This window comes from Catellatospora sp. IY07-71, from assembly GCF_018326265.1.
Classification (GTDB): domain Bacteria; phylum Actinomycetota; class Actinomycetes; order Mycobacteriales; family Micromonosporaceae; genus Catellatospora.
Genome location: NZ_AP023360.1, coordinates 2801419 through 2818489, shown reverse-complemented (window position 1 = coordinate 2818489; position 17071 = coordinate 2801419). Strand labels below are relative to the sequence as shown.

Annotated in this window: 18 protein-coding genes and 1 pseudogene; 8 read left to right on the top strand and 11 right to left on the bottom strand. The window is 72.9% G+C overall.

Annotated elements, in window-relative coordinates; genetic code table 11:
* The first annotated feature begins 75 nt into the window (after positions 1–75).
* Both CS0771_RS12765 and CS0771_RS12760 read left to right on the top strand, forming a co-directional pair.
* Complete coding sequence (locus tag CS0771_RS12765; RefSeq protein WP_212841160.1) at positions 76–738, top strand: TrkA family potassium uptake protein; 663 nt, start codon at positions 76–78, stop codon at positions 736–738.
* A 16-nt stretch (positions 739–754) separates the two neighbouring features.
* Positions 755–1447: a TrkA family potassium uptake protein gene (locus CS0771_RS12760; RefSeq protein WP_371821392.1), complete on the top strand. Its 693-nt coding sequence runs from the start codon at positions 755–757 to the stop codon at positions 1445–1447.
* A gap of 12 nt (positions 1448–1459) precedes the next feature.
* Here CS0771_RS12760 and CS0771_RS12755 read toward each other — a convergent pair whose 3' ends face one another.
* The 4 genes and pseudogenes from CS0771_RS12755 to dut all read right to left on the bottom strand — a co-directional run bounded on the left by CS0771_RS12755 (position 1460) and on the right by dut (position 4190).
* Positions 1460–2155, bottom strand: a complete 696-nt coding sequence (locus CS0771_RS12755; RefSeq protein ID WP_212841159.1) for a DUF3159 domain-containing protein — start codon at positions 2153–2155, stop codon at positions 1460–1462.
* 64 nt (positions 2156–2219) lie between these two features.
* On the bottom strand, positions 2220–2609 hold the full coding sequence (locus tag CS0771_RS12750) for an OB-fold nucleic acid binding domain-containing protein (RefSeq protein ID WP_203742370.1): 390 nt from the start codon (positions 2607–2609) through the stop codon (positions 2220–2222).
* Positions 2610–2966: 357 nt separating this feature from the next.
* Positions 2967–3725: pseudogene (locus tag CS0771_RS12745) on the bottom strand (DUF3710 domain-containing protein); the annotation flags it as partial.
* Between the two features lie 9 nt (positions 3726–3734).
* Complete coding sequence (gene dut, locus CS0771_RS12740; RefSeq protein WP_203742366.1) at positions 3735–4190, bottom strand: dUTP diphosphatase; 456 nt, start codon at positions 4188–4190, stop codon at positions 3735–3737.
* Between the two features lie 132 nt (positions 4191–4322).
* On the opposite strand from dut, the gene CS0771_RS12735 reads away from it, so the two are divergent.
* Positions 4323–4814, top strand: a complete 492-nt coding sequence (locus tag CS0771_RS12735; RefSeq protein WP_212845802.1) for a DUF3093 domain-containing protein — start codon at positions 4323–4325, stop codon at positions 4812–4814.
* Here CS0771_RS12735 and CS0771_RS12730 read toward each other — a convergent pair.
* Entirely contained in the window at positions 4806–5609 is an 804-nt protein-coding gene (locus tag CS0771_RS12730; protein ID WP_212841157.1) for a hypothetical protein, read from the bottom strand. The two genes, CS0771_RS12735 and CS0771_RS12730, sit on opposite strands and share 9 nt — an antisense overlap.
* 218 nt (positions 5610–5827) lie before the next feature.
* On the bottom strand, positions 5828–6124 hold the full coding sequence (locus CS0771_RS12725) for a DUF4193 domain-containing protein (RefSeq protein ID WP_203742362.1): 297 nt from the start codon (positions 6122–6124) through the stop codon (positions 5828–5830).
* Positions 6125–6475: 351 nt separating this feature from the next.
* Between CS0771_RS12725 and CS0771_RS12720 the strand changes: the two genes are divergently transcribed.
* On the top strand, positions 6476–7003 hold the full coding sequence (locus CS0771_RS12720; RefSeq protein ID WP_244870756.1) for a LytR C-terminal domain-containing protein: 528 nt from the start codon (positions 6476–6478) through the stop codon (positions 7001–7003).
* An 89-nt stretch (positions 7004–7092) separates the two neighbouring features.
* Here the strand turns inward: CS0771_RS12720 and CS0771_RS12715 are convergent, their stop codons facing one another.
* Complete coding sequence (locus tag CS0771_RS12715; protein ID WP_212841156.1) at positions 7093–7896, bottom strand: inositol monophosphatase family protein; 804 nt, start codon at positions 7894–7896, stop codon at positions 7093–7095.
* A gap of 239 nt (positions 7897–8135) precedes the next feature.
* Here CS0771_RS12715 and CS0771_RS12710 point away from each other — a divergent pair, with 239 nt between their 5' ends.
* A complete protein-coding gene (locus CS0771_RS12710) occupies positions 8136–9830 on the top strand; it encodes an RNA polymerase sigma factor (protein WP_244870755.1) in 1695 nt (564 codons plus the stop codon).
* Between the two features lie 380 nt (positions 9831–10210).
* Positions 10211–10444 carry a hypothetical protein gene (locus CS0771_RS12705; RefSeq protein WP_212845799.1) on the top strand — a complete coding sequence of 78 codons (234 nt, stop codon included), beginning with the start codon at positions 10211–10213 and terminating at the stop codon, positions 10442–10444.
* 217 nt (positions 10445–10661) lie between these two features.
* Here the strand turns inward: CS0771_RS12705 and CS0771_RS12700 are convergent, their stop codons facing one another.
* The 4 genes from CS0771_RS12700 to CS0771_RS12685 all read right to left on the bottom strand — a co-directional run bounded on the left by CS0771_RS12700 (position 10662) and on the right by CS0771_RS12685 (position 14905).
* Positions 10662–12386 carry a DEAD/DEAH box helicase gene (locus tag CS0771_RS12700; RefSeq protein WP_203742358.1) on the bottom strand — a complete coding sequence of 575 codons (1725 nt, stop codon included), beginning with the start codon at positions 12384–12386 and terminating at the stop codon, positions 10662–10664.
* Positions 12387–12701: 315 nt separating this feature from the next.
* Positions 12702–13364 (bottom strand): trimeric intracellular cation channel family protein, encoded by a 663-nt coding sequence (locus CS0771_RS12695; protein WP_212841155.1) that lies wholly within the window; start codon positions 13362–13364, stop codon positions 12702–12704.
* A gap of 263 nt (positions 13365–13627) precedes the next feature.
* Positions 13628–14587 (bottom strand): ribokinase, encoded by a 960-nt coding sequence (locus CS0771_RS12690; RefSeq protein WP_212841154.1) that lies wholly within the window; start codon positions 14585–14587, stop codon positions 13628–13630.
* A gap of 72 nt (positions 14588–14659) precedes the next feature.
* A complete protein-coding gene (locus CS0771_RS12685; protein ID WP_212841153.1) occupies positions 14660–14905 on the bottom strand; it encodes a DUF3039 domain-containing protein in 246 nt (81 codons plus the stop codon).
* Between the two features lie 128 nt (positions 14906–15033).
* Between CS0771_RS12685 and CS0771_RS12680 the strand changes: the two genes are divergently transcribed.
* Positions 15034–15957: a pseudouridine-5'-phosphate glycosidase gene (locus CS0771_RS12680; protein ID WP_212841152.1), complete on the top strand. Its 924-nt coding sequence runs from the start codon at positions 15034–15036 to the stop codon at positions 15955–15957.
* A gap of 20 nt (positions 15958–15977) precedes the next feature.
* Entirely contained in the window at positions 15978–16892 is a 915-nt protein-coding gene (locus CS0771_RS12675; RefSeq protein ID WP_212841151.1) for a carbohydrate kinase family protein, read from the top strand.
* The last annotated feature ends 179 nt before the right edge of the window (positions 16893–17071 follow it).

Below are 17071 nucleotides of genomic sequence, written 5' to 3'. Positions count from 1 at the left end.
GGCTGATGTCGCGCGCCGCCCGCGCGCATGGCAGGCTGAGATGGCCGGTACGACGGCATTGTCAGGAGGCGTGACGTGCACGTTGTGATCATGGGGTGTGGCCGGGTCGGCTCGACGCTCGCACACAGCCTGGAGGCGCGCGGGCACTCGGTCTCGATCATCGACCAGGACGCCGACGCGTTCCGGCGGCTCTCCCCCGACTTCGCGGGCACCACGGTCACCGGGATGGGCTTCGACCGCGAGGTCCTCATGCAGGCCGGCATCGAGCGCGCCGACGCCTTCGCCGCCGTGTCCAGCGGCGACAACTCCAACATCATCTCGGCCCGGCTGGCCCGGGAGACGTTCGGCGTGCAGCGTGTCGTGGCCCGCATCTACGACCAGCGCCGCGCCGAGGTGTACGAGCGGCTCGGCATCCCCACCGTGGCCACCGTGCGCTGGACCGCCGACCGCATCGTGCGCCACCTGGTGCCCGAGGGCCACACCGAGCTCTACCGCGACCCCACCAGCACCGTCGCCATCATCGAGACCCCGGTCAACCCGGCCTGGATCGGCCACCCGCTGCACACGCTGGAGGAGGCCACCGGCACCCGGGCGGCGTTCGTCATGCGCTTCGGCATCGGCACGCTGACCACCGCCTCCACCGTGCTGCAGGACGGCGACCAGGTCTTCATGCTGGTCACCGATGAGATCGCCGACGCCGTCACCAAGATCGCAGCCGCGCCGCCGGCCGCCGTCTGAGAAGGAGACCCTGTTCATGCGCGTCGCCATCGCCGGGGCCGGCAACGTCGGGCGCTCCATCGCCCAGGAGCTGATCGAGAACGGCCACCAGGTCATGCTGCTCGAACGGCAGCCGCGGATGCTGCGCCCGGAGCGGGTGCCCGCCGCCGACTGGGTGCTCGCCGACGCCTGCGAGCTGTCCAGCCTCCAGGAGATCAACCTCGCCGCGTGCGACGTGGTGGTCGCCGCCACCGGCGACGACAAGGTCAACCTGGTGGTGTCGCTGCTGGCCAAGACGGAGTTCGCGGTGCCGCGGGTGGTCGCCCGGGTCAACCGCGCCGAGAACGAGTGGCTGTTCACCGAGCAGTGGGGCGTGGACGTCTCCGTGTCCAAGCCGCGCCTGATGGCCGCCCTGGTCGAGGAGGCGGTCACCGTCGGCGACCTGGTCCGGCTGATGACGTTCCGGCAGGGCGAGGCCAACCTGGTCGAGATCACCCTGCCCGAGGACGCGCCGCACGTCGGCCAGCCGATCCGCAACATCCCGCTGCCGCCCGACAGCGCGCTGGTCGCCATCGTGCGCGGCCGCCGGGTGCTCACGCCGACCCCCGACGACCCGGTCGAGTCCGGCGACGAGCTGGTGTTCGTCTGCACCGTCGAGGTCGAGGAGCAGGTGCGCTCGGTCATCCTGGGCGCCGACAGCGTCGAGAAGACCCGCTCCCGCCGCCGCTGACCCGCCGCCCGGTCAGGCGGGGCTGGCCTCCTGGTCGCGGCGGACGCGGCGGACCACCCCGAACGTGATCACCAGCAGCAGGGCGAACAGCGGCGTGCCCATCACGATGCGGGCGATGCCCAGCGCGGTGCCCTGCTCGGCCATCCACAGACTGCCCTGGACCACCACCTTGACCGCGAACACCGCCGCCCACAGCGCCGTGAGCTGCGTGAACACCCGGACCAACCGGGCGTTGTCGCGCCAGTCGTTGCGCCCGCCGTTGGCCACCACGGACCAGAACCAGCCCACGGCCGGGTGCCCGATGAGGATCGAGCCGACCAGCACCACGATCTGGCCGATGATGATCCAGATGCCGGGCAGGTAGAAGTCGACCTCCTTGCCGGAGTCCCAGGCCATCCAGGCGCCCAGCGCGATGCCGAACAGGCCGTTGATCGCGAACCGGACCGGCTTGCGCTGGGCCAGCCGCATGATCGCGACCCCCACCGCCACGGTCGCGGACGCGATGATCGCCCACTGCAGCGCGATGCGGGACTCCTCGGCCGGGAACCGCAGGCCCAGCAGCAGGTTGGTGAGCACGAACACGATCACCGGGATCGCGGCCTCGGTCATGCCGCGCAGGCCGCCCAGCTGCTGTGCCATCTGCTCGGCGAACGGAGGAAGCTCCTCTTCCTCCGTCGTGTCCATGCCGCGCTCGGTGCGCTCGGTCATGCCTGCTCCTCGCGGTGCTTGTCAGCGGCGCACGCCGAACGCACGCCGATCGTCGGCCCGCTCGTCACGCGGCCGCTTCCAGCTCGTAGTACGGGTTGTAGATGACCTTGCGGCCGTCGCGCACGGCGACGCGGCCCCGGACGGACAGACCCCGTCCGGGCTCGATGCCGTTGATGTGCCGCCGCCCCAGGAAGACCAGCGTGATCAGATCCGTGCCGTCGTAGAGGTCGGCTTCCAGCGTGGGCAGGTTCGTGCGCGGGGTGTAGACCACCGTGCGGAGCCGGCCGCTGACGTTGACGAGTTCCCCACGGTGCACGGTGTCGGCGCAGACACAGCCGGCGAGCTCGGTGTCACGGCGCAGCTCCTCGGACTCCAGCTCCTGATCGCTGGCGGTGAGCCGGTGGAGCATCCCACGCAGCCCCTTGGCCCGTGGTCGCGCTTGGTCGGTCGACATGACCTGGCTCTCATCCTTCCCCGCCGGGGCGAGGTCCCCGGTCGGCGCGTAACTGCCAGCCTACTTCGGGGCGCCCCGCAGCGGGGCACCCCGGGGGCAGGAACCTGGTGCGCCTCCCGGCGGTCCGCCCCACGGGACGGCACCCCGGTCGGGAGCGGGTTCCCGGGCAGGTCAGTCCCGGCGCGGGCGCGGGGAGGGCTTGCGGCGCGGCGCGTCACCCGAGGCGGGCACGCCGGAGCCGGCGGCCCCGGTGGGCGCCATCGTGCCGAACGGCGTCGGCGCGGGCGTCGGCGGCACCCGGCCGGGCACCAGCTGGTTCTGGCCGTACTGCTCGCCGCCGTGGGCCTGCGGCGCGGACGGCTGCTCGGCGGGCTCCTGGGCCGCCGCCTCGACCGCGGCCCGCTCGGCCGCGGCGCGCTGCGCCATGTCCGGCGGCAGGCGCAGCGGCAGCGCCTCCCGCACCGGGCGGGCGCTCTCGTCGCGGCGTACGGCCAGGCCGGTCAGGATCTGCTCCAGCGGGCCGGCCTCGGTCAGGTCGACCGCGGCGGGACCCTGGAACACGGCACGCACCATCCAGCGCGGGCCGTCGACGCCGATGAAGCGCAGGTCGTTGAAGCCCTCGGGGGTGCGCAGCCGGGCCCGCAGCTCGGTGCCCCAGCGGCCGGGGACCTCCTGGGCCCCCACGCCGTCGGCGAACAGCGACTTGCGGATCTCCTCGCGCACCTCGTCCCAGATGCCCTCGGAGCGCGGCGCGGCGAAGGCGCCGAGCTGGAGCGCGTTGTGGCCGTGCACGAGCGCGATCTGCTGGATCGTGCCCTGCTCGCCGGCCTGCACCCGGATCTCCACGCCCTCGACGGCGGGCAGCAGCAGGCTGCCCAGATCCAGGCGGGGCGCGTCGGGCGCCTCCTCGAAGTCGTACGGGCCGTCGTCGCCGAAGATCGAGCCGAGGGGACGGGCGGACCCGTTCGCGCCCGCAGCGGGCGTCTGCGGCCGCTCCTCGGGCTCGTGGTCCTCACCCAGCAGCGCGGCACGCCGCGCGGCGCGGGCGTCCTCGAAGCGCGGCTCCTCCGCCTTGGCGTGACGCCCGGTGGCGGCACGCTTTCGCGAGAAGATCACTGTTCCTCCTCAGTTCCCCGTCGAGCCGTGACCGCCGGTGCCCCGCGCGGAGTCCGGCAGTTCGGCGACGTCGTGGAAGTGTGCCCGCTCCACCCGCTGCACGACAAGTTGCGCGATGCGGTCCCCGCGCGAGATCTTCGCGGTGGCAGACCGGTCGTGGTTGATCAGCTGCACCAGGATCTCGCCCCGGTAGCCCGCGTCCACGGTGCCGGGAGCGTTCAGCACAGTCACCCCCATTTTCGCCGCCAGACCCGACCGAGGGTGGACGAGTCCGACGAATCCGTCCGGCAGGGCGATCGCCACGCCGGTGCGGATCAGCCGGCGCTCACCGGGCGCGATCGCGGCGTCCTCGGCCGCGTACAGGTCCGCGCCGGCGTCGCCCGGATGGGCGTACGACGGCAGCGGCAGGTCGGGGTCGAGCCGGCGGATCGGCACCACGACGGGCGGGGTCGCAGGGGGATACAACGGTCAAACCTCCGGGGGGAGTGCTGTGACGCGCGCTCATGACGGGAGCTGCGTCTCCTTGCCACTATCCTGCCGCGTCCGGCGGACCCGGCGGGTCCTACCCTCGATGCTGTGACACACCCAGGCAGCGGTATGGCGTCCTCAGGCACAACGCCGACAGGGGTCGGTGCGGCACGGCCTGTGCCCCGGCACACGGAGCGCCTGTCGACCCCGTGGTGGCTGTGGGTGCCCGGCCTGCTGGCCGCCGCCGTGCTCGCGGCGCAGGTCGGGCTGGGTGCGGCGGGTCCCCGCGGCTGGGTGGCGTACGTGGTCGTGCTGCCCCTGGCGGCCTACGGCCTGTGGTGGCTGGGCCGGATCCGGATCACGGTGGACGGCGAGCAGCTGCGGGTGGACGACGCCGTGCTGCCGCTGCGGCACGTGGCGCAGGTCGTCCCGCTGGACGCGGAGACCAAGCGCGAGCTGCTCGGGCCGAGCGCCGACCCGATGGCGTTCGTGATCCAGCGGCCGTGGGTCGGCGGGGCCGTGCAGGTGGTGCTGGACGACCCCGACGACGTCACGCCGTACTGGGTGATCAGTTCGCGCCGCCCGGAGGAGCTGGCGCGGGCGCTGCGGCCCTCAGGCTGACGGCGGCAGCGCGGGCGGGTTGCCGCCCCGCCGCAGCTTCAGGTCCCGGCGCAGGTCGTCGCCGAGCCGCCGGGTCGCCTTGCGGTTGAGGTAGCTGGCCACGGCCGCGCCGGTCAGCAGCGGGCCCAGCGTGGTCAGGCTGCGCCCGAAGCGCTTGACGATCATGTCGCGCAGCTGCTTGCGGGTGGCCGTGCCGAGCACGGTGGCGGCCGCGGCGCCGGGCAGCATCGGGCTGATGCCGCGGTGGCCGGCCCAGGCCTGCATCAGGCTGACCGCCTTCTGCGCGGGCGTGCCGAGCACCGGGTTGCCGTACACCTCGTGCAGCTCGCCGACGAGCTTGAGCTCGATGCCCACCACGGCGACCGTCTCGGTGGCCAGCACCACCGGGGTCGACAGCAGCGTCGGCGGGGCCATCCACTCCACCGAGGCGATGCCGCCGCCCACCGCGCCCACCCCGGCCGCGGCGCGGGCGGCGTTGCGGATGAGCCGCTCGGCCAGCGCCTCGTCGTCCAGGCCCGGGTAGTGCAGGCGCAGCGTCTCCAGATTGCGCACGGGCACGTGCGGGGCGAGGTCGGCCACCGCCTCGGTGATCCAGCCGATCGCCTTGCGGGGCAGGAAGACCTCCTTGACCCCGCGCTCGCGCAGCCCCACCAGCATCCGGCCGAGCAGCCTGCGGCGGCCTGCCTTGTCCAGGTCGGCGTCGGCGAGCCCCGCCACCGCCGCGGCCAGCTCATCCGGCCTGCCGGCGGTGCCCGGCGTCTCGTCGTCGGGCACCGGTGAGGGGCTGGTGGTCATGGCTGACTCCCGTCGGCTGAGGTGGCGTGGATGACCGCGACGGGCGTCTGGGTCATCGGGGGACCCGGCTCCCGCGCGGCACGCCGCGTCGGCGCGGCGTGCCCGTCGGAATCCGTGTTCCCTGATATCTGCGCCATCTCACCGCATCACGTCAAGCGGTTCGGGAGTCCGCCGGCGCGGCGATGCGCCGTCCGCAGCCTGTCCGCGGCACGCCCTGATCAGGCGCACTCGCGGCAGATCGGCTCGCCGTTGCGCTCACCGGCCAGCTGGCTGCGGTGGTGCACCAGGAAGCACCGCGAGCAGCGGAACTCGTCGGCCTGCATCGGCACGACCTTGACCGTCAGCTCCTCGTCGGCGAGGTCGCCACCCGGCAGCTCGAACGCCTCGGCCAGGTCGACCTCGTCCACGTCCACGCTGCCCGACTGGTTGTCGACACGCCGAGCCTTCAGCTCTTCGAGGCTGTCCTCACCGAGGTCGGCCTCGTCACGGCGCGGGGCGTCGTAGTCGGTGGCCATCGATTGTCACACTCCCAATTCGTGTCTGGTCCGTCTGCGTACGCGACGTTTCACTCTCAACGAGCGCGGTACTTTAGCGCGCCCGTGTGGGAGTTGTACGCTCCCGCACGCGAAGTTGTTCCCGATGTGACTGAGCCGACAGCTTTGGAGGGCCGTCGGGTCAGGCGAGACCAAGGTAGGGGCAGCCGCCCGCCGATCACGGTCGGCGCGCCGGAACCTTCCGGCCAATTCCGGCCGTCTGTCGGGTCGCGGCCCCCACCGGGCCGGTCAACCGATAACCTCTGGCGCATGCCGTCAACGGTGGCGGCGATGCGGACACTCTGGCTCACGGGGAGCGGCACCGAGATGCAAATGGCACGAATTCGAGCGATCGCCCTCATCAGCACCCTGGCGATCATCGGCATCACCCTGGCCGTGATCACGCTCAATCGTGACACGCAGGCCGAGGCTCCCGTCGTCGAGAGCTGCCCGGCGGGCTACGTCCCCGTCAACAACAAGCTGCCCGACTCCGAGAGCGAAGTGAAGATCAACGTCTACAACGCCACCAACAAGGTCGATCTGGCCCGCAACGTGGCAGACGACTTCACGAACCGCAAGTTCAAGGTCGAGAAGACCGGCACTGACCCGAAGAAGCAGCCCGACATCGTCGCGCAGCTGCGGTACGGGCCGAAGGCGGTCGGCGCGGCGCAGCTGCTGCGGGCGTACTTCCTGAACGCGGTCGAGGAGGACGGCTTCAACATCAAGCGCGAGGACGACACCATCGATGTGATCATCGGCGGCGAGTTCAAGCAGCTTGCCACCCCCACCGAGATGCGGCAGGCGGTCGCCGCGCTGGGCAACCCGATCCTGCCCCCGGGCACCTGCGCCCAGCAGCCCTGAGCCGAACGGCGCCGCCCCGGGCCCGTTTCTCACCGGCGAAGCTCCCCTCCTGCACTGACCGCAGGAGGGGAGCTTCGCTCGTTGCGGGGCTACGGACCGGCGTCCGCGTCGAGACCGGTGAGCAGCTCGTCCAGCGGGCCGTGCAGCGCGGGCGGGGCCGCCAGCACCATGTCGGGCCCGGCCGGCCGCCCCGACAGGCCGGTGACCAGCAGGCCAGCCTCGCGGGCGATCAGGCCGCCGGCGGCCAGGTCCCACTCGGCCAGGCCCTTCTCGTAGAACGCGTCCAGCCGGCCCTCCGCCGCCGCGCACAGGTCCAGCGCGGCCGAGCCCATCCGCCGGATGTCGCGCACCCGCGGCAGCACGTGCGCGGCGACCGCGGCCTGGTGCGCGCGGCGCTCCCTGGCGTAGCCGAACCCCGTGCCGATCAGCGACAGGGGCAGCTCGACGGCCCGGGAGCCGGTCAGCCGGACGCCGTCCCGGAACGCGCCGTGCCCCTTCGCCGCGGTCCACGTCTCCCCCGTCGTGGCGTGGCGTACGACACCCGCCACGATCTCGCCGTCGACCTCCGCGGCGATCGAGACGGCGTAGTACTCCAGGCCGTACAGGTAGTTCACGGTGCCGTCGATCGGGTCGACGATCCAGCGCACCCCGCCCGCGGGCGCGGAAACGGCCGCGCCGCCGAACTCCTCACCGAGTACCGTGTCACCTGGACGCCGTGCCGCCAGCGCGGCGATCACCTGCTCCTCGACCGCGCGATCCGCGGCCGTCACCACGTCGGTCGCGGTGGATTTCGTGCCCACATCGGTGATCGCCTCGTTGCGCATACGGCGGGCCGTGTCGGCCGCCTCACCGGCCACCTGTACCGCGATGTCCAGCAGTTCCAGCTCGTTCACGACCGTCCTCCTCGTCACCTGGTGCCATCCTGCCAAGGCCCCCGGCTCCGCTCGCGGACCGCCTGCGGCGTGCGCGCCGAGATGATCGCCGAGTACGGCGCTACAATTCACGCCTGCCACGTGCCGATGGCACGAGGCGCATCCACACTTCACACTGGCTGACCCATCGCGACGCGCAGCCGCGCCGTGGCGCTAAGCCGTATGATCTCTGCTCGTACCTCGCCTCCGGAAGGTCGTCCGTGACTGAAGCCCGCCAGATCAGCGCCGACGTTCGTTCGCTCACCGACATGCTGATCGCCCAAGCCGCAGGCGCCGGCGGCCGGCTTACGCCTGCGGATGTGGCGCGCACCGTGGAGGCTGCCGACGTCACCCCCGCCCAGGCCAAGAAGCTGCTGCGCGCACTGCTCGAGGCGGGCGTGACCGTCGAGGTCGACGACTCGGCCAACGGCCGTCGCAAGGTGGCCGCGGCCCGCGCCGCGACGCCCGCCTCCAAGGCGACCACCGCCAAGACCGCGCAGCCCGCGGCGGCGAAGGTCGCCAAGCCCGCCCCGCCCAAGCAGGCCAAGCCCGCCGAGACCGACGGCGCTGACGCCGCCAAGGCGCCCGCCGCCAAGGCCGTCCCGGCGAAGGCCGCACCCGCCAAGGCCGTGAAGGCCGCTCCGGCCAAGGCCGCCGCCAAGGCCGAGGAGACCGCCGACGAGTCGTCCGCCAAGGCCGCGAAGGCACCCGCGAAGAAGGCCGCCGCCAAGAAGGCTGTCGAGAAGAAGACAGCCGACAAGGCGGCTCCGGCCAAGGCCGCCAAGCCCAAGGGCGAGCCCGGCGAGGGCGACGAGCCCGACGGCGTCGACCTCTCCGTCGAGGAGCTGGCCGCCGACCTCGAGGACGTCGTCGTCGACGAGCCCGTGGAGATGGCCCAGGCCGCCGAGGCCGACGCCGCCGCCGCGGACGACTTCGAGTGGGACGCCGAGGAGTCCGAGGCCCTCAAGCAGGCCCGCAAGGACGCCGAGCTGACCGCGTCGGCCGACTCCGTCCGGGCCTACCTCAAGCAGATCGGCAAGGTCCCGCTGCTCAACGCGGAGCAGGAGGTCGAGCTCGCCAAGCGGATCGAGGCCGGCCTGTTCGCCGCGGAGCGGCTGCGCCAGGCCGAGGAGGAGGGCCTGCAGCTCACCCGCGACATGCAGCGCGACCTGCTGTGGGTCTCCCGCGACGGCGAGCGCGCCAAGAACCACCTGCTGGAGGCCAACCTCCGCCTGGTGGTCTCGCTGGCCAAGCGCTACACCGGCCGCGGCATGGCGTTCCTGGACCTGATCCAGGAGGGCAACCTCGGCCTCATCCGCGCCGTCGAGAAGTTCGACTACACCAAGGGCTACAAGTTCTCCACGTACGCCACCTGGTGGATCCGGCAGGCGATCACCCGCGCCATGGCCGACCAGGCCCGCACCATCCGCATCCCGGTGCACATGGTCGAAGTGATCAACAAGCTCGGCCGCATCCAGCGCGAGCTGCTCCAGGACCTGGGCCGCGAGCCCACCCCGGAGGAGCTGGCCAAGGAGATGGACATCACCCCGGAGAAGGTGCTGGAGATCCAGCAGTACGCCCGGGAGCCCATCTCGCTGGACCAGACCATCGGCGACGAGGGCGACAGCCAGCTCGGCGACTTCATCGAGGACTCCGAGGCGGTCGTGGCCGTCGACGCGGTCTCCTTCTCGCTGCTGCAGGACCAGCTCCAGCAGGTGCTGCAGACGCTGTCCGAGCGCGAGGCGGGCGTGGTGCGGCTGCGCTTCGGCCTCACCGACGGCCAGCCGCGGACTTTAGACGAGATCGGGCAGGTGTACGGGGTCACCCGCGAGCGCATCCGGCAGATCGAGTCGAAGACGATGTCGAAGCTGCGGCACCCGTCGCGCTCGCAGGTGTTGCGCGACTACCTCGACTGATCCCGGCAGGTCAAGTCGACATTCATCGCGAATCGGACGAACGGCATCCACCGAACGTACAGAACCGCTCACCGTACGTATATAGACGGCTACGCGATCTGTTTCTGTTCGACTCGCGATGGTTGACGTGGCACTCTGGTGGAACGGCACACTGTCCAGGACGGGTCATCTCCCCAGGTAGCCCGTCTGACCAGGTAGGCTTTACCGCCCACCGACTGTGACCCCGGTCCCCCCGAGGCCCAGCCGGGAAGGCCCCCGACGCGGCCGGCGTTGAGGTCTTCGTGGGTAACGAGCTGAATGACAATGGCGGGTTCGGCGTTGCTGGACTCGAAGGATCGACGATGTATTTCAGCATCGGTGACGACCAGAGGAGGAAGGCGATGACCCAGACCCTCACGCCGCCGCCGGCGACGGTGGCTGCCCCAGCCGCCGATGAACGGTGCGACCGCTGCAACGCGGCGGGCAAGATGCGTGTGAAGCTGGCCGGTGGGGGCGAGCTGGTGTTCTGCGGACACCACGCCAACAAGTACGCCGACGACCTTGTCAAGATTGCCGTGGAGGTGGCGGCCGACCCCGAGTTCACGTGGCGGGGCGCCGACACGAACCCGAAGTAACCCTACAAAGCTTGACCCGAGGGGGGCACCGCCAAGCGGTGCCCCCCTCGGCGTGCGTGCCCGGCGCCGCGCCGCCCCGCACCGCGCCTTGATCGTCCGACTTGCCTGGCACATCGGCGTATCTTGGGCGCGCATTCGCCCATCTGCCTGGCAAGTCGGACGATCTCGGCGGCGGATCGGACGATCCACGCGCGCGCGACGATCGGCGCGCGTGGGGTCAGAAGGACTGGATGGTCGCGATGCGCTCTTCGAGTTGCTCGATGGTGGCCTGAGCGCTGGGCGGGCCGCCGCACTTGGAGCGCAGCTCGGCGTGGATCTTGCCGTGGGGCAGGCCGGTGCGGTGGTGGTGGGACGCGACCAGGGCGTTGAGCTGGCGGCGCAGGTGGATGCGGCGCTCGGCCGACGACATGTCCCGCACCGGCTCGCGCTGCGCGGGGGCCTGCTCGGCGGCCCCGGCCCGGTTACGGCGCACCGCGGCGGCCTGCTCGGCCTGGCGCTTGGCCAGCAGGGCGGCCACCTGGTCGGCGCTGAGCAGGCCGGGCAGGCCGAGGAAGTCCTCCTCCTCCTGCGTACCGACCTGCGCGGGCAGGCCGAAGGTGGCGCCGTCGAAGATCACCTGGTCCAGCTCGGCGGTGGCCGACAGCGCCTCGAACGACTTGTTCAGCTCGCCGCTGGCGTTCTCGGACTGCTGCGCTCGCTCCAGCAGCTCGTCGTCGAGCCCGTCCTTGGCCTTCGGGCCGCCGAGCACGTGGTCGCGCTCCAGCTCCATCTCGCTGGCCAGCCCCAGCAGGTGGGGCACGCTGGGCACGAAGACGCTGGCGGTCTCCCCGGGGCGGCGGGCACGCACGAAGCGGCCGATCGCCTGGGCGAAGAACAGCGGGGTGGAGGCGCTGGTGGCGTACACGCCGACGGCCAGGCGCGGGATGTCGACGCCCTCGGACACCATGCGCACCGCGACCATCCAGCGCTGCGTCGAGCCGCTGAACTCGGAGATCTTCGCCGACGCGCCGACGTCGTCCGAGAGCACCACCACGGCCTTCTCGCCGGTGACGGTCTCGATCAGTTTCGCGTACGCCCGCGCGGTGGTCTGGTCCGAGGCGATCACCAGGCCGCCCGCGTCGGGGATGCCGCCCTCGCGGAGCACCTGCAGGCGCGCGTCGGCGGCCCGCAGCACGGCCGGCATCCAGTCGCCCTTCGGGTCCAGCGCGGTGCGCCACGCCTGGGCGATCAGATCCTGGGTCAGCGGCTCGCCCAGCCGGACCGCCAGCTCGTCCCCGGCGCTGGTGCGCCAGCGGGTCTCGCCCGAGTACGCGAGGAAGATCACCGGACGGACGACGCCGTCGGCGAGCGCGTCCGAGTAGCCGTACACCGAGTCGGCGCGGGAGCGCTGCACCTCCCCCACCCGCTCGTACGTGACGAACGGGATCGGGTTCTCGTCCGAGCGGAACGGGGTGCCGGTGAGCATCAGCCGCCGCTCGGCGGGCTCGAACGCCGACTTCACGCCGTCGCCCCAGCTGCGCGAGTCGCCCGCATGGTGGATCTCGTCCAGGATCACCAGCGTCTTGCGGGTCAGCGTGCGCCGCAGATGCACCTGCGGCGCCATGCCGACCTGCGCGTACGTCACCACCACGCCGTGGAAATCCGAGCTGGTGTGCACGTCGGCGTTGCGGAACATCGCGTCGAGCTGGATGCCGACCCGGGCCGCGGCCTGCGCCCACTGCAGCTTCAGGTGCTCGGTCGGGGCAACCACGGTCACCGCGTCGACCGTCCCGTGGGCGAGCAGCTCCGCGGCGATCCGCAGGGCGAAGGTCGTCTTGCCGGCGCCGGGCGTCGCGACCGCCAGGAAGTCGGGGGTACGCCGGCGCAGGTACTCGACCAGAGCCTTGCGCTGCCACGCGCGCAGCGACGGGAACGACTCGGGGACGGGGCGGGCCAGCGCCACGGCGGAAGCCTCCTGCTCAGGCGGGGGTCAGCACGAAAGAGCCCTCGGGTCGGCCGGGATGGCGCCGAGCGCGAAGGCGGGTCCTGAGTCTATCGGCTCGCCGGGACAGAACACCGCCACTGTCCGCCGAACGTGCCGAGTCCCTTGGCACACCCCGAAAACCCGGCCCGCCCCGGCGCCCGGCTCCCGGCCGAGGATCGCTAGTTCGTGTCGAAACCTGGGGTCCAGCCCCACATTCCGACACCAACTCGCGATCTTCGCGCGGCGCGGCGCGGCGCGGGGCGGCGGGGCGGTGAGGTGGGGCGGTGGGCTGGGTCAGGGGGTGGGTGGGGGTGGATGGGGCCCCGGATGGGTGGCGCCGGCGCCCAGGCGGGGGCGGGGAGCGGACCAGTGCCGGTAGAGGGCGGTGATCCGTACCACGAAGACGAGCAGTGCCGCGCCGGTGAGCGTGGCCACATTCGCGTGGCCGGTCCCCACCAGCAGCGCCACCGCGATCGCCCCCAGCAGCGAGGCGACCGCGTAGATCTCCCGCCGCAGCACCACCGGGATCTCGTTGAGCAGCAGATCCCGGACGAGGCCGCCGCCGATGCCGGTCAGCATGCCGAGCAGGCACGCGCCCACCGGCGGCACGTCGGCGTCCAGCGCCTTGAGCGTGCTGGTGACGGTGAACAGGCCGAGCCCGGCCGCGTCCAGGCTGAGCACCGTACGCCGCAGCCGGTCCAGGTGCGGGTGCAGCCAGAACACGGCCAGCGAGGCGGTGACGGCGGTGGCCGGGTAGCGCCAGTCGGCGAAGGCCAGCGGCGGCACCTGGTTGATCACCAGGTCGCGCAGGATGCCGCCGCCGAGCGCGGCGACGAACCCGACGAAGACCACGCCGAACAGGTCGAGCCGCTTGCCCACCGCGGCGGACCCGCCGGACGCGGCGAAGACGGCGACCCCGGCGAGGTCGCCGATGAGCAGTGCCGTCGAACTCTCCACCGGCGCAGGCTACGGCGTCCGCGGTCCCGGCCGTGCGCCGCCTCGCCGCCCGCTCGAGTTCCTGAGGCCGTCAGGCACGCCGCCGCGGCGCCCGCCCGCGCTCGGCGGCGCCAAGATCGTCCGACTTGCCTGGCAGAGGGCGTATCTTGAGCGCGCTTTCGCCCATGTGCCAGGCAAGTCGGATGATCGAGCGGAGGGCGCGAGGGCCCGCGCCGCCGCGCGGCGGCGGTCAGTGGTCGGTGGGGGGCGGTGGTCGTTGGGGGTCAGGCTGGGTCGTTCTGGTAGGTGCGGTCGTACAGGAGGTCGATCTCGGCCTGGGTGGGCAGCGAGCTGGACGCGCCCCAGCGCGACGCGCACGCCGCGCCCGCCGCGCAGGCCCAGCGCAGCGCCTCGGCGACCGGCCGCCCCTGCGCCCAGGCCAGTGCGAACGCACCGGTGAACGCGTCCCCGGCGGCGGTGGTGTCGACGGCGTCGACCGGCGGTGCGCCGACCTCCAGCCGTTCCCCGTCGCGTGCGGCGTACGCGGCACCGGCCGCGCCCAGGGTGAGCACCACCCGCGGCACCCGGGCGAGCAGCGCGTCCAGCAGCAGCGGCACGTCGTTGACGGGAGCGAGGCCGTCACCGGCGGCGTCACCTGCCCCGTCGAGCCCGGCCAGCATGGTCGCCTCGGTCTGGTTGACCACGAGCACGTCGACGGCGGCGATCAGCTCGTCGGGCAGGGTCCTGGCCGGGGCGGCGTTGAGGACGACCGTGGTGGCGCCGTGCCGGGCGGCGAGGGCGGCCTGGGTCACCGTCTCCAGCGGGATCTCCAGCTGGCACAGCAGCACGTCGCAGGCGGCGATGAGGTCCCGGTCGCCCGCGTCCAGGCTGCTGAAGTGCGCGTTGGCACCGGGGGCGACGACGATGAGGTTCTCCGCGGCGGCGTCCACCGCGATCAGGGCGACTCCGGAAGGGCCGGCGACCCGGCGCAGCCCGTCGAGCCCGACGCCGGCCGCGGCCAGGCAGCCTTTCAGCTCGTCACCGAACGCGTCGAGGCCGACTGCGCCCAGGAAGTGGCAGTCGGCGCCCGCGCGGGCCGCGGCGACCGCCTGGTTGGCGCCTTTACCGCCGGGGACGGCGAGGAAGCCCTCGCCGAGCACCGTCTCGCCGGGGCGCGGCAGGACGGGCGTCGCCACCACCAGGTCCATGTTCGCGCTGCCCACGACGACCACACTCGCGGTCATGGCCGCTTCCCCTTCGCCAGCCGCCGAGCCCCCGTGCCGCGCGGCGGCAGCCGCACGCTCGGCGCGGACCGGTCAGTCGGTGAGGTTCTCGTAGATCTCTTTGCACTCCGGGCAGACCGGGAACCGGTTGGGGTCACGCGACGGCACCCAGACCTTGCCGCACAGGGCGCGCACCGGGGTTCCCTCGATCATGGCTTCCATCAGTTTGTCCTTGGGCGCGTAGTGGGACATGCGCTCGTGGTCGCCTTCGTCGAGGCGATACTCCGTCGCGACGCGCTCATCAAGGATGGTGCTGGGGTTGGTCACTGGTGTGGTCACCCGAACATTGTCTCAGGTCACCCGCTGACGGCCCAGTCTGATATCTCGCGTCGCTGGTGGCGGCACCTGTGTCGCGGGCCGCACCGGGGCCGCCGCGCGCGGGACGGGCCCGCCCCGGCAGTACCCTCATGATCGTGACTGATGTGAGCATCCACCTCAATCCCGAGGTCAAGGCCGCGCTGGAGAACGGGCAGCCGGTCGTCGCCCTGGAGAGCACGATCGTCTCCCACGGTCTGCCGCGGCCCGACAACCTGCGCGTGGCCCGCGAGATCGAGCAGGCGGTGCGCGACCACGGCGCCGTCCCCGCGACCATCGGCATGGTCGGCGGGCAGCTCGTGGTGGGCCTGGACGACGCGGCGCTGACCCGCCTCGCGACCGGCACGGACGTGGCCAAGCTCTCGGCGCGCGACCTGGCCGTCGCGGCGGCGCTGGGCGCGGACGGGGCGACCACGGTCGCGGGCACCTCGGCCGTCGCGGCCGCGGTCGGCATCGGCGTGTTCGCCACCGGCGGCCTGGGCGGCGTGCACCGTGAGGCATCGCACACCTTCGACGAGTCCGCCGACCTGACCACGCTGGCGCGTACGCCGATCACGGTGGTGTGCGCCGGGGTGAAGTCGATCCTCGACGTGGGGGCCACCCTGGAGCGCCTGGAGACCCTCGGCGTCGGCGTGGTGGGGTATCAGACGAACCGCTTCCCGGGCTTCTTCATCCGCGACAGCGGGTTCGGCGTGGACTGGCGGGTGGAGTCGCCCGAGCAGATCGCGGCGGCCATGCGCGCGCAGCGGGCGCAGGGCGCGCACCGGGCCGCGCTGGTCGTGGCCAACCCGCTGCCCGAGGACGAGCAGCTCGACCCGGCCCTGCACGACCGCACGCTGGCCGACGGCCTGGCCGTCGTGGAGCGCGACCGGGTCACCGGCAAGCAGGTCACCCCGGTGCTGCTGTCGCACTTCCACTCGGCCACGCAGGGGCAGAGCCTGGCCGTGAACGTACGCATCATCCTGCGCAACGCCGCCCTGGCCGCGCAGATCGCCGTCGCGGCCGCCGCGCGCTGACCTCCCCGAACGGGGGCATCATGATCCTCACCGTGGGCGACCTGGTCACGGACGTGCTCGCGGTGCTGCGCGCGCCGCTGGCGCCGGGCTCGGACACCCCGGCGACGGTGCACGTCGCCGGGGGCGGCCAGGCCGCCAACACGGCCGCCTGGCTGGCCGCGCTGGGCAGCCCGGTCACCTTCGTCGGCGCGGTCGGCGACGACCAGGCCGGCCGCGACCGGCTGGCCGAGCTGCACCTGGCGGGCGTACGCACCCAGGTCAGCGTCCGCCCCGGGGCCAGCACCGGCAGCATCGTGGTGCTGACCCACGGCGGCGAGCGCACGATGATCAGCGACCGGGGCGCGAACCTGCTGCTGGCCTCGGCCGACGTCGACGCCGCCATCGCCCAGGGCGCGGGCCTGCTGCACCTGTCCGGGTACACGCTGCTGGACCAGCCCTCGCGGCCCACCGGCCGGTACGCGCTCGCCTCGGCCCGCGCGGCAGGTCTGCGCACCAGCGTGGACGCCGCGTCGGCGGCGCCGCTGCACGCGGTGACCACCGAGCTGATCGAGGACGGCGTCACCGGGCACCCGTTCCTGGACTGGGTGCGCGGCGTGGACCTGCTGCTGGCCAACGCCGACGAGGCGGCCGCGCTGGCCGGCCCCGGCACACCCGCCGACCAGGCCATGGCGCTGTCGTACGCGATCGGCGGCGACGTGGTGGTGAAGCTCGGCGCGCACGGCGCCCTGTGGGCCGGCCCGGCCGGGGTGGTGCACGTGGCCGGCGAGCCGGTGCCCATCGTGGACGCCACCGGCGCGGGCGACGCGTTCGCCGCCGGTCTGCTGGCCGCCTGGTCCGCCGGCGCGACCCAGCACGACGCCCTGCTCGCGGGCTGCCGCACCGGCGCCGCCGCGGTCAGCCTCGTCGGCGCCCGCCCACCCCTCCCCGCCACCTGACCCGTCCCCTCACCGCCTGCCTCGGCCGGGGTGCAGTTTCGGGGAAACTGCACCCCTGATGGCGCACGACGCTGCACTTTCCCCGAAACTGCAGCCGGCCCAGCCCGCCGGTCACGGTTGGCGGGCCCCGGGGAGGCGGACCGGCACGGGCGGGGGCAGGATGGGAGTGGAGAATCTCG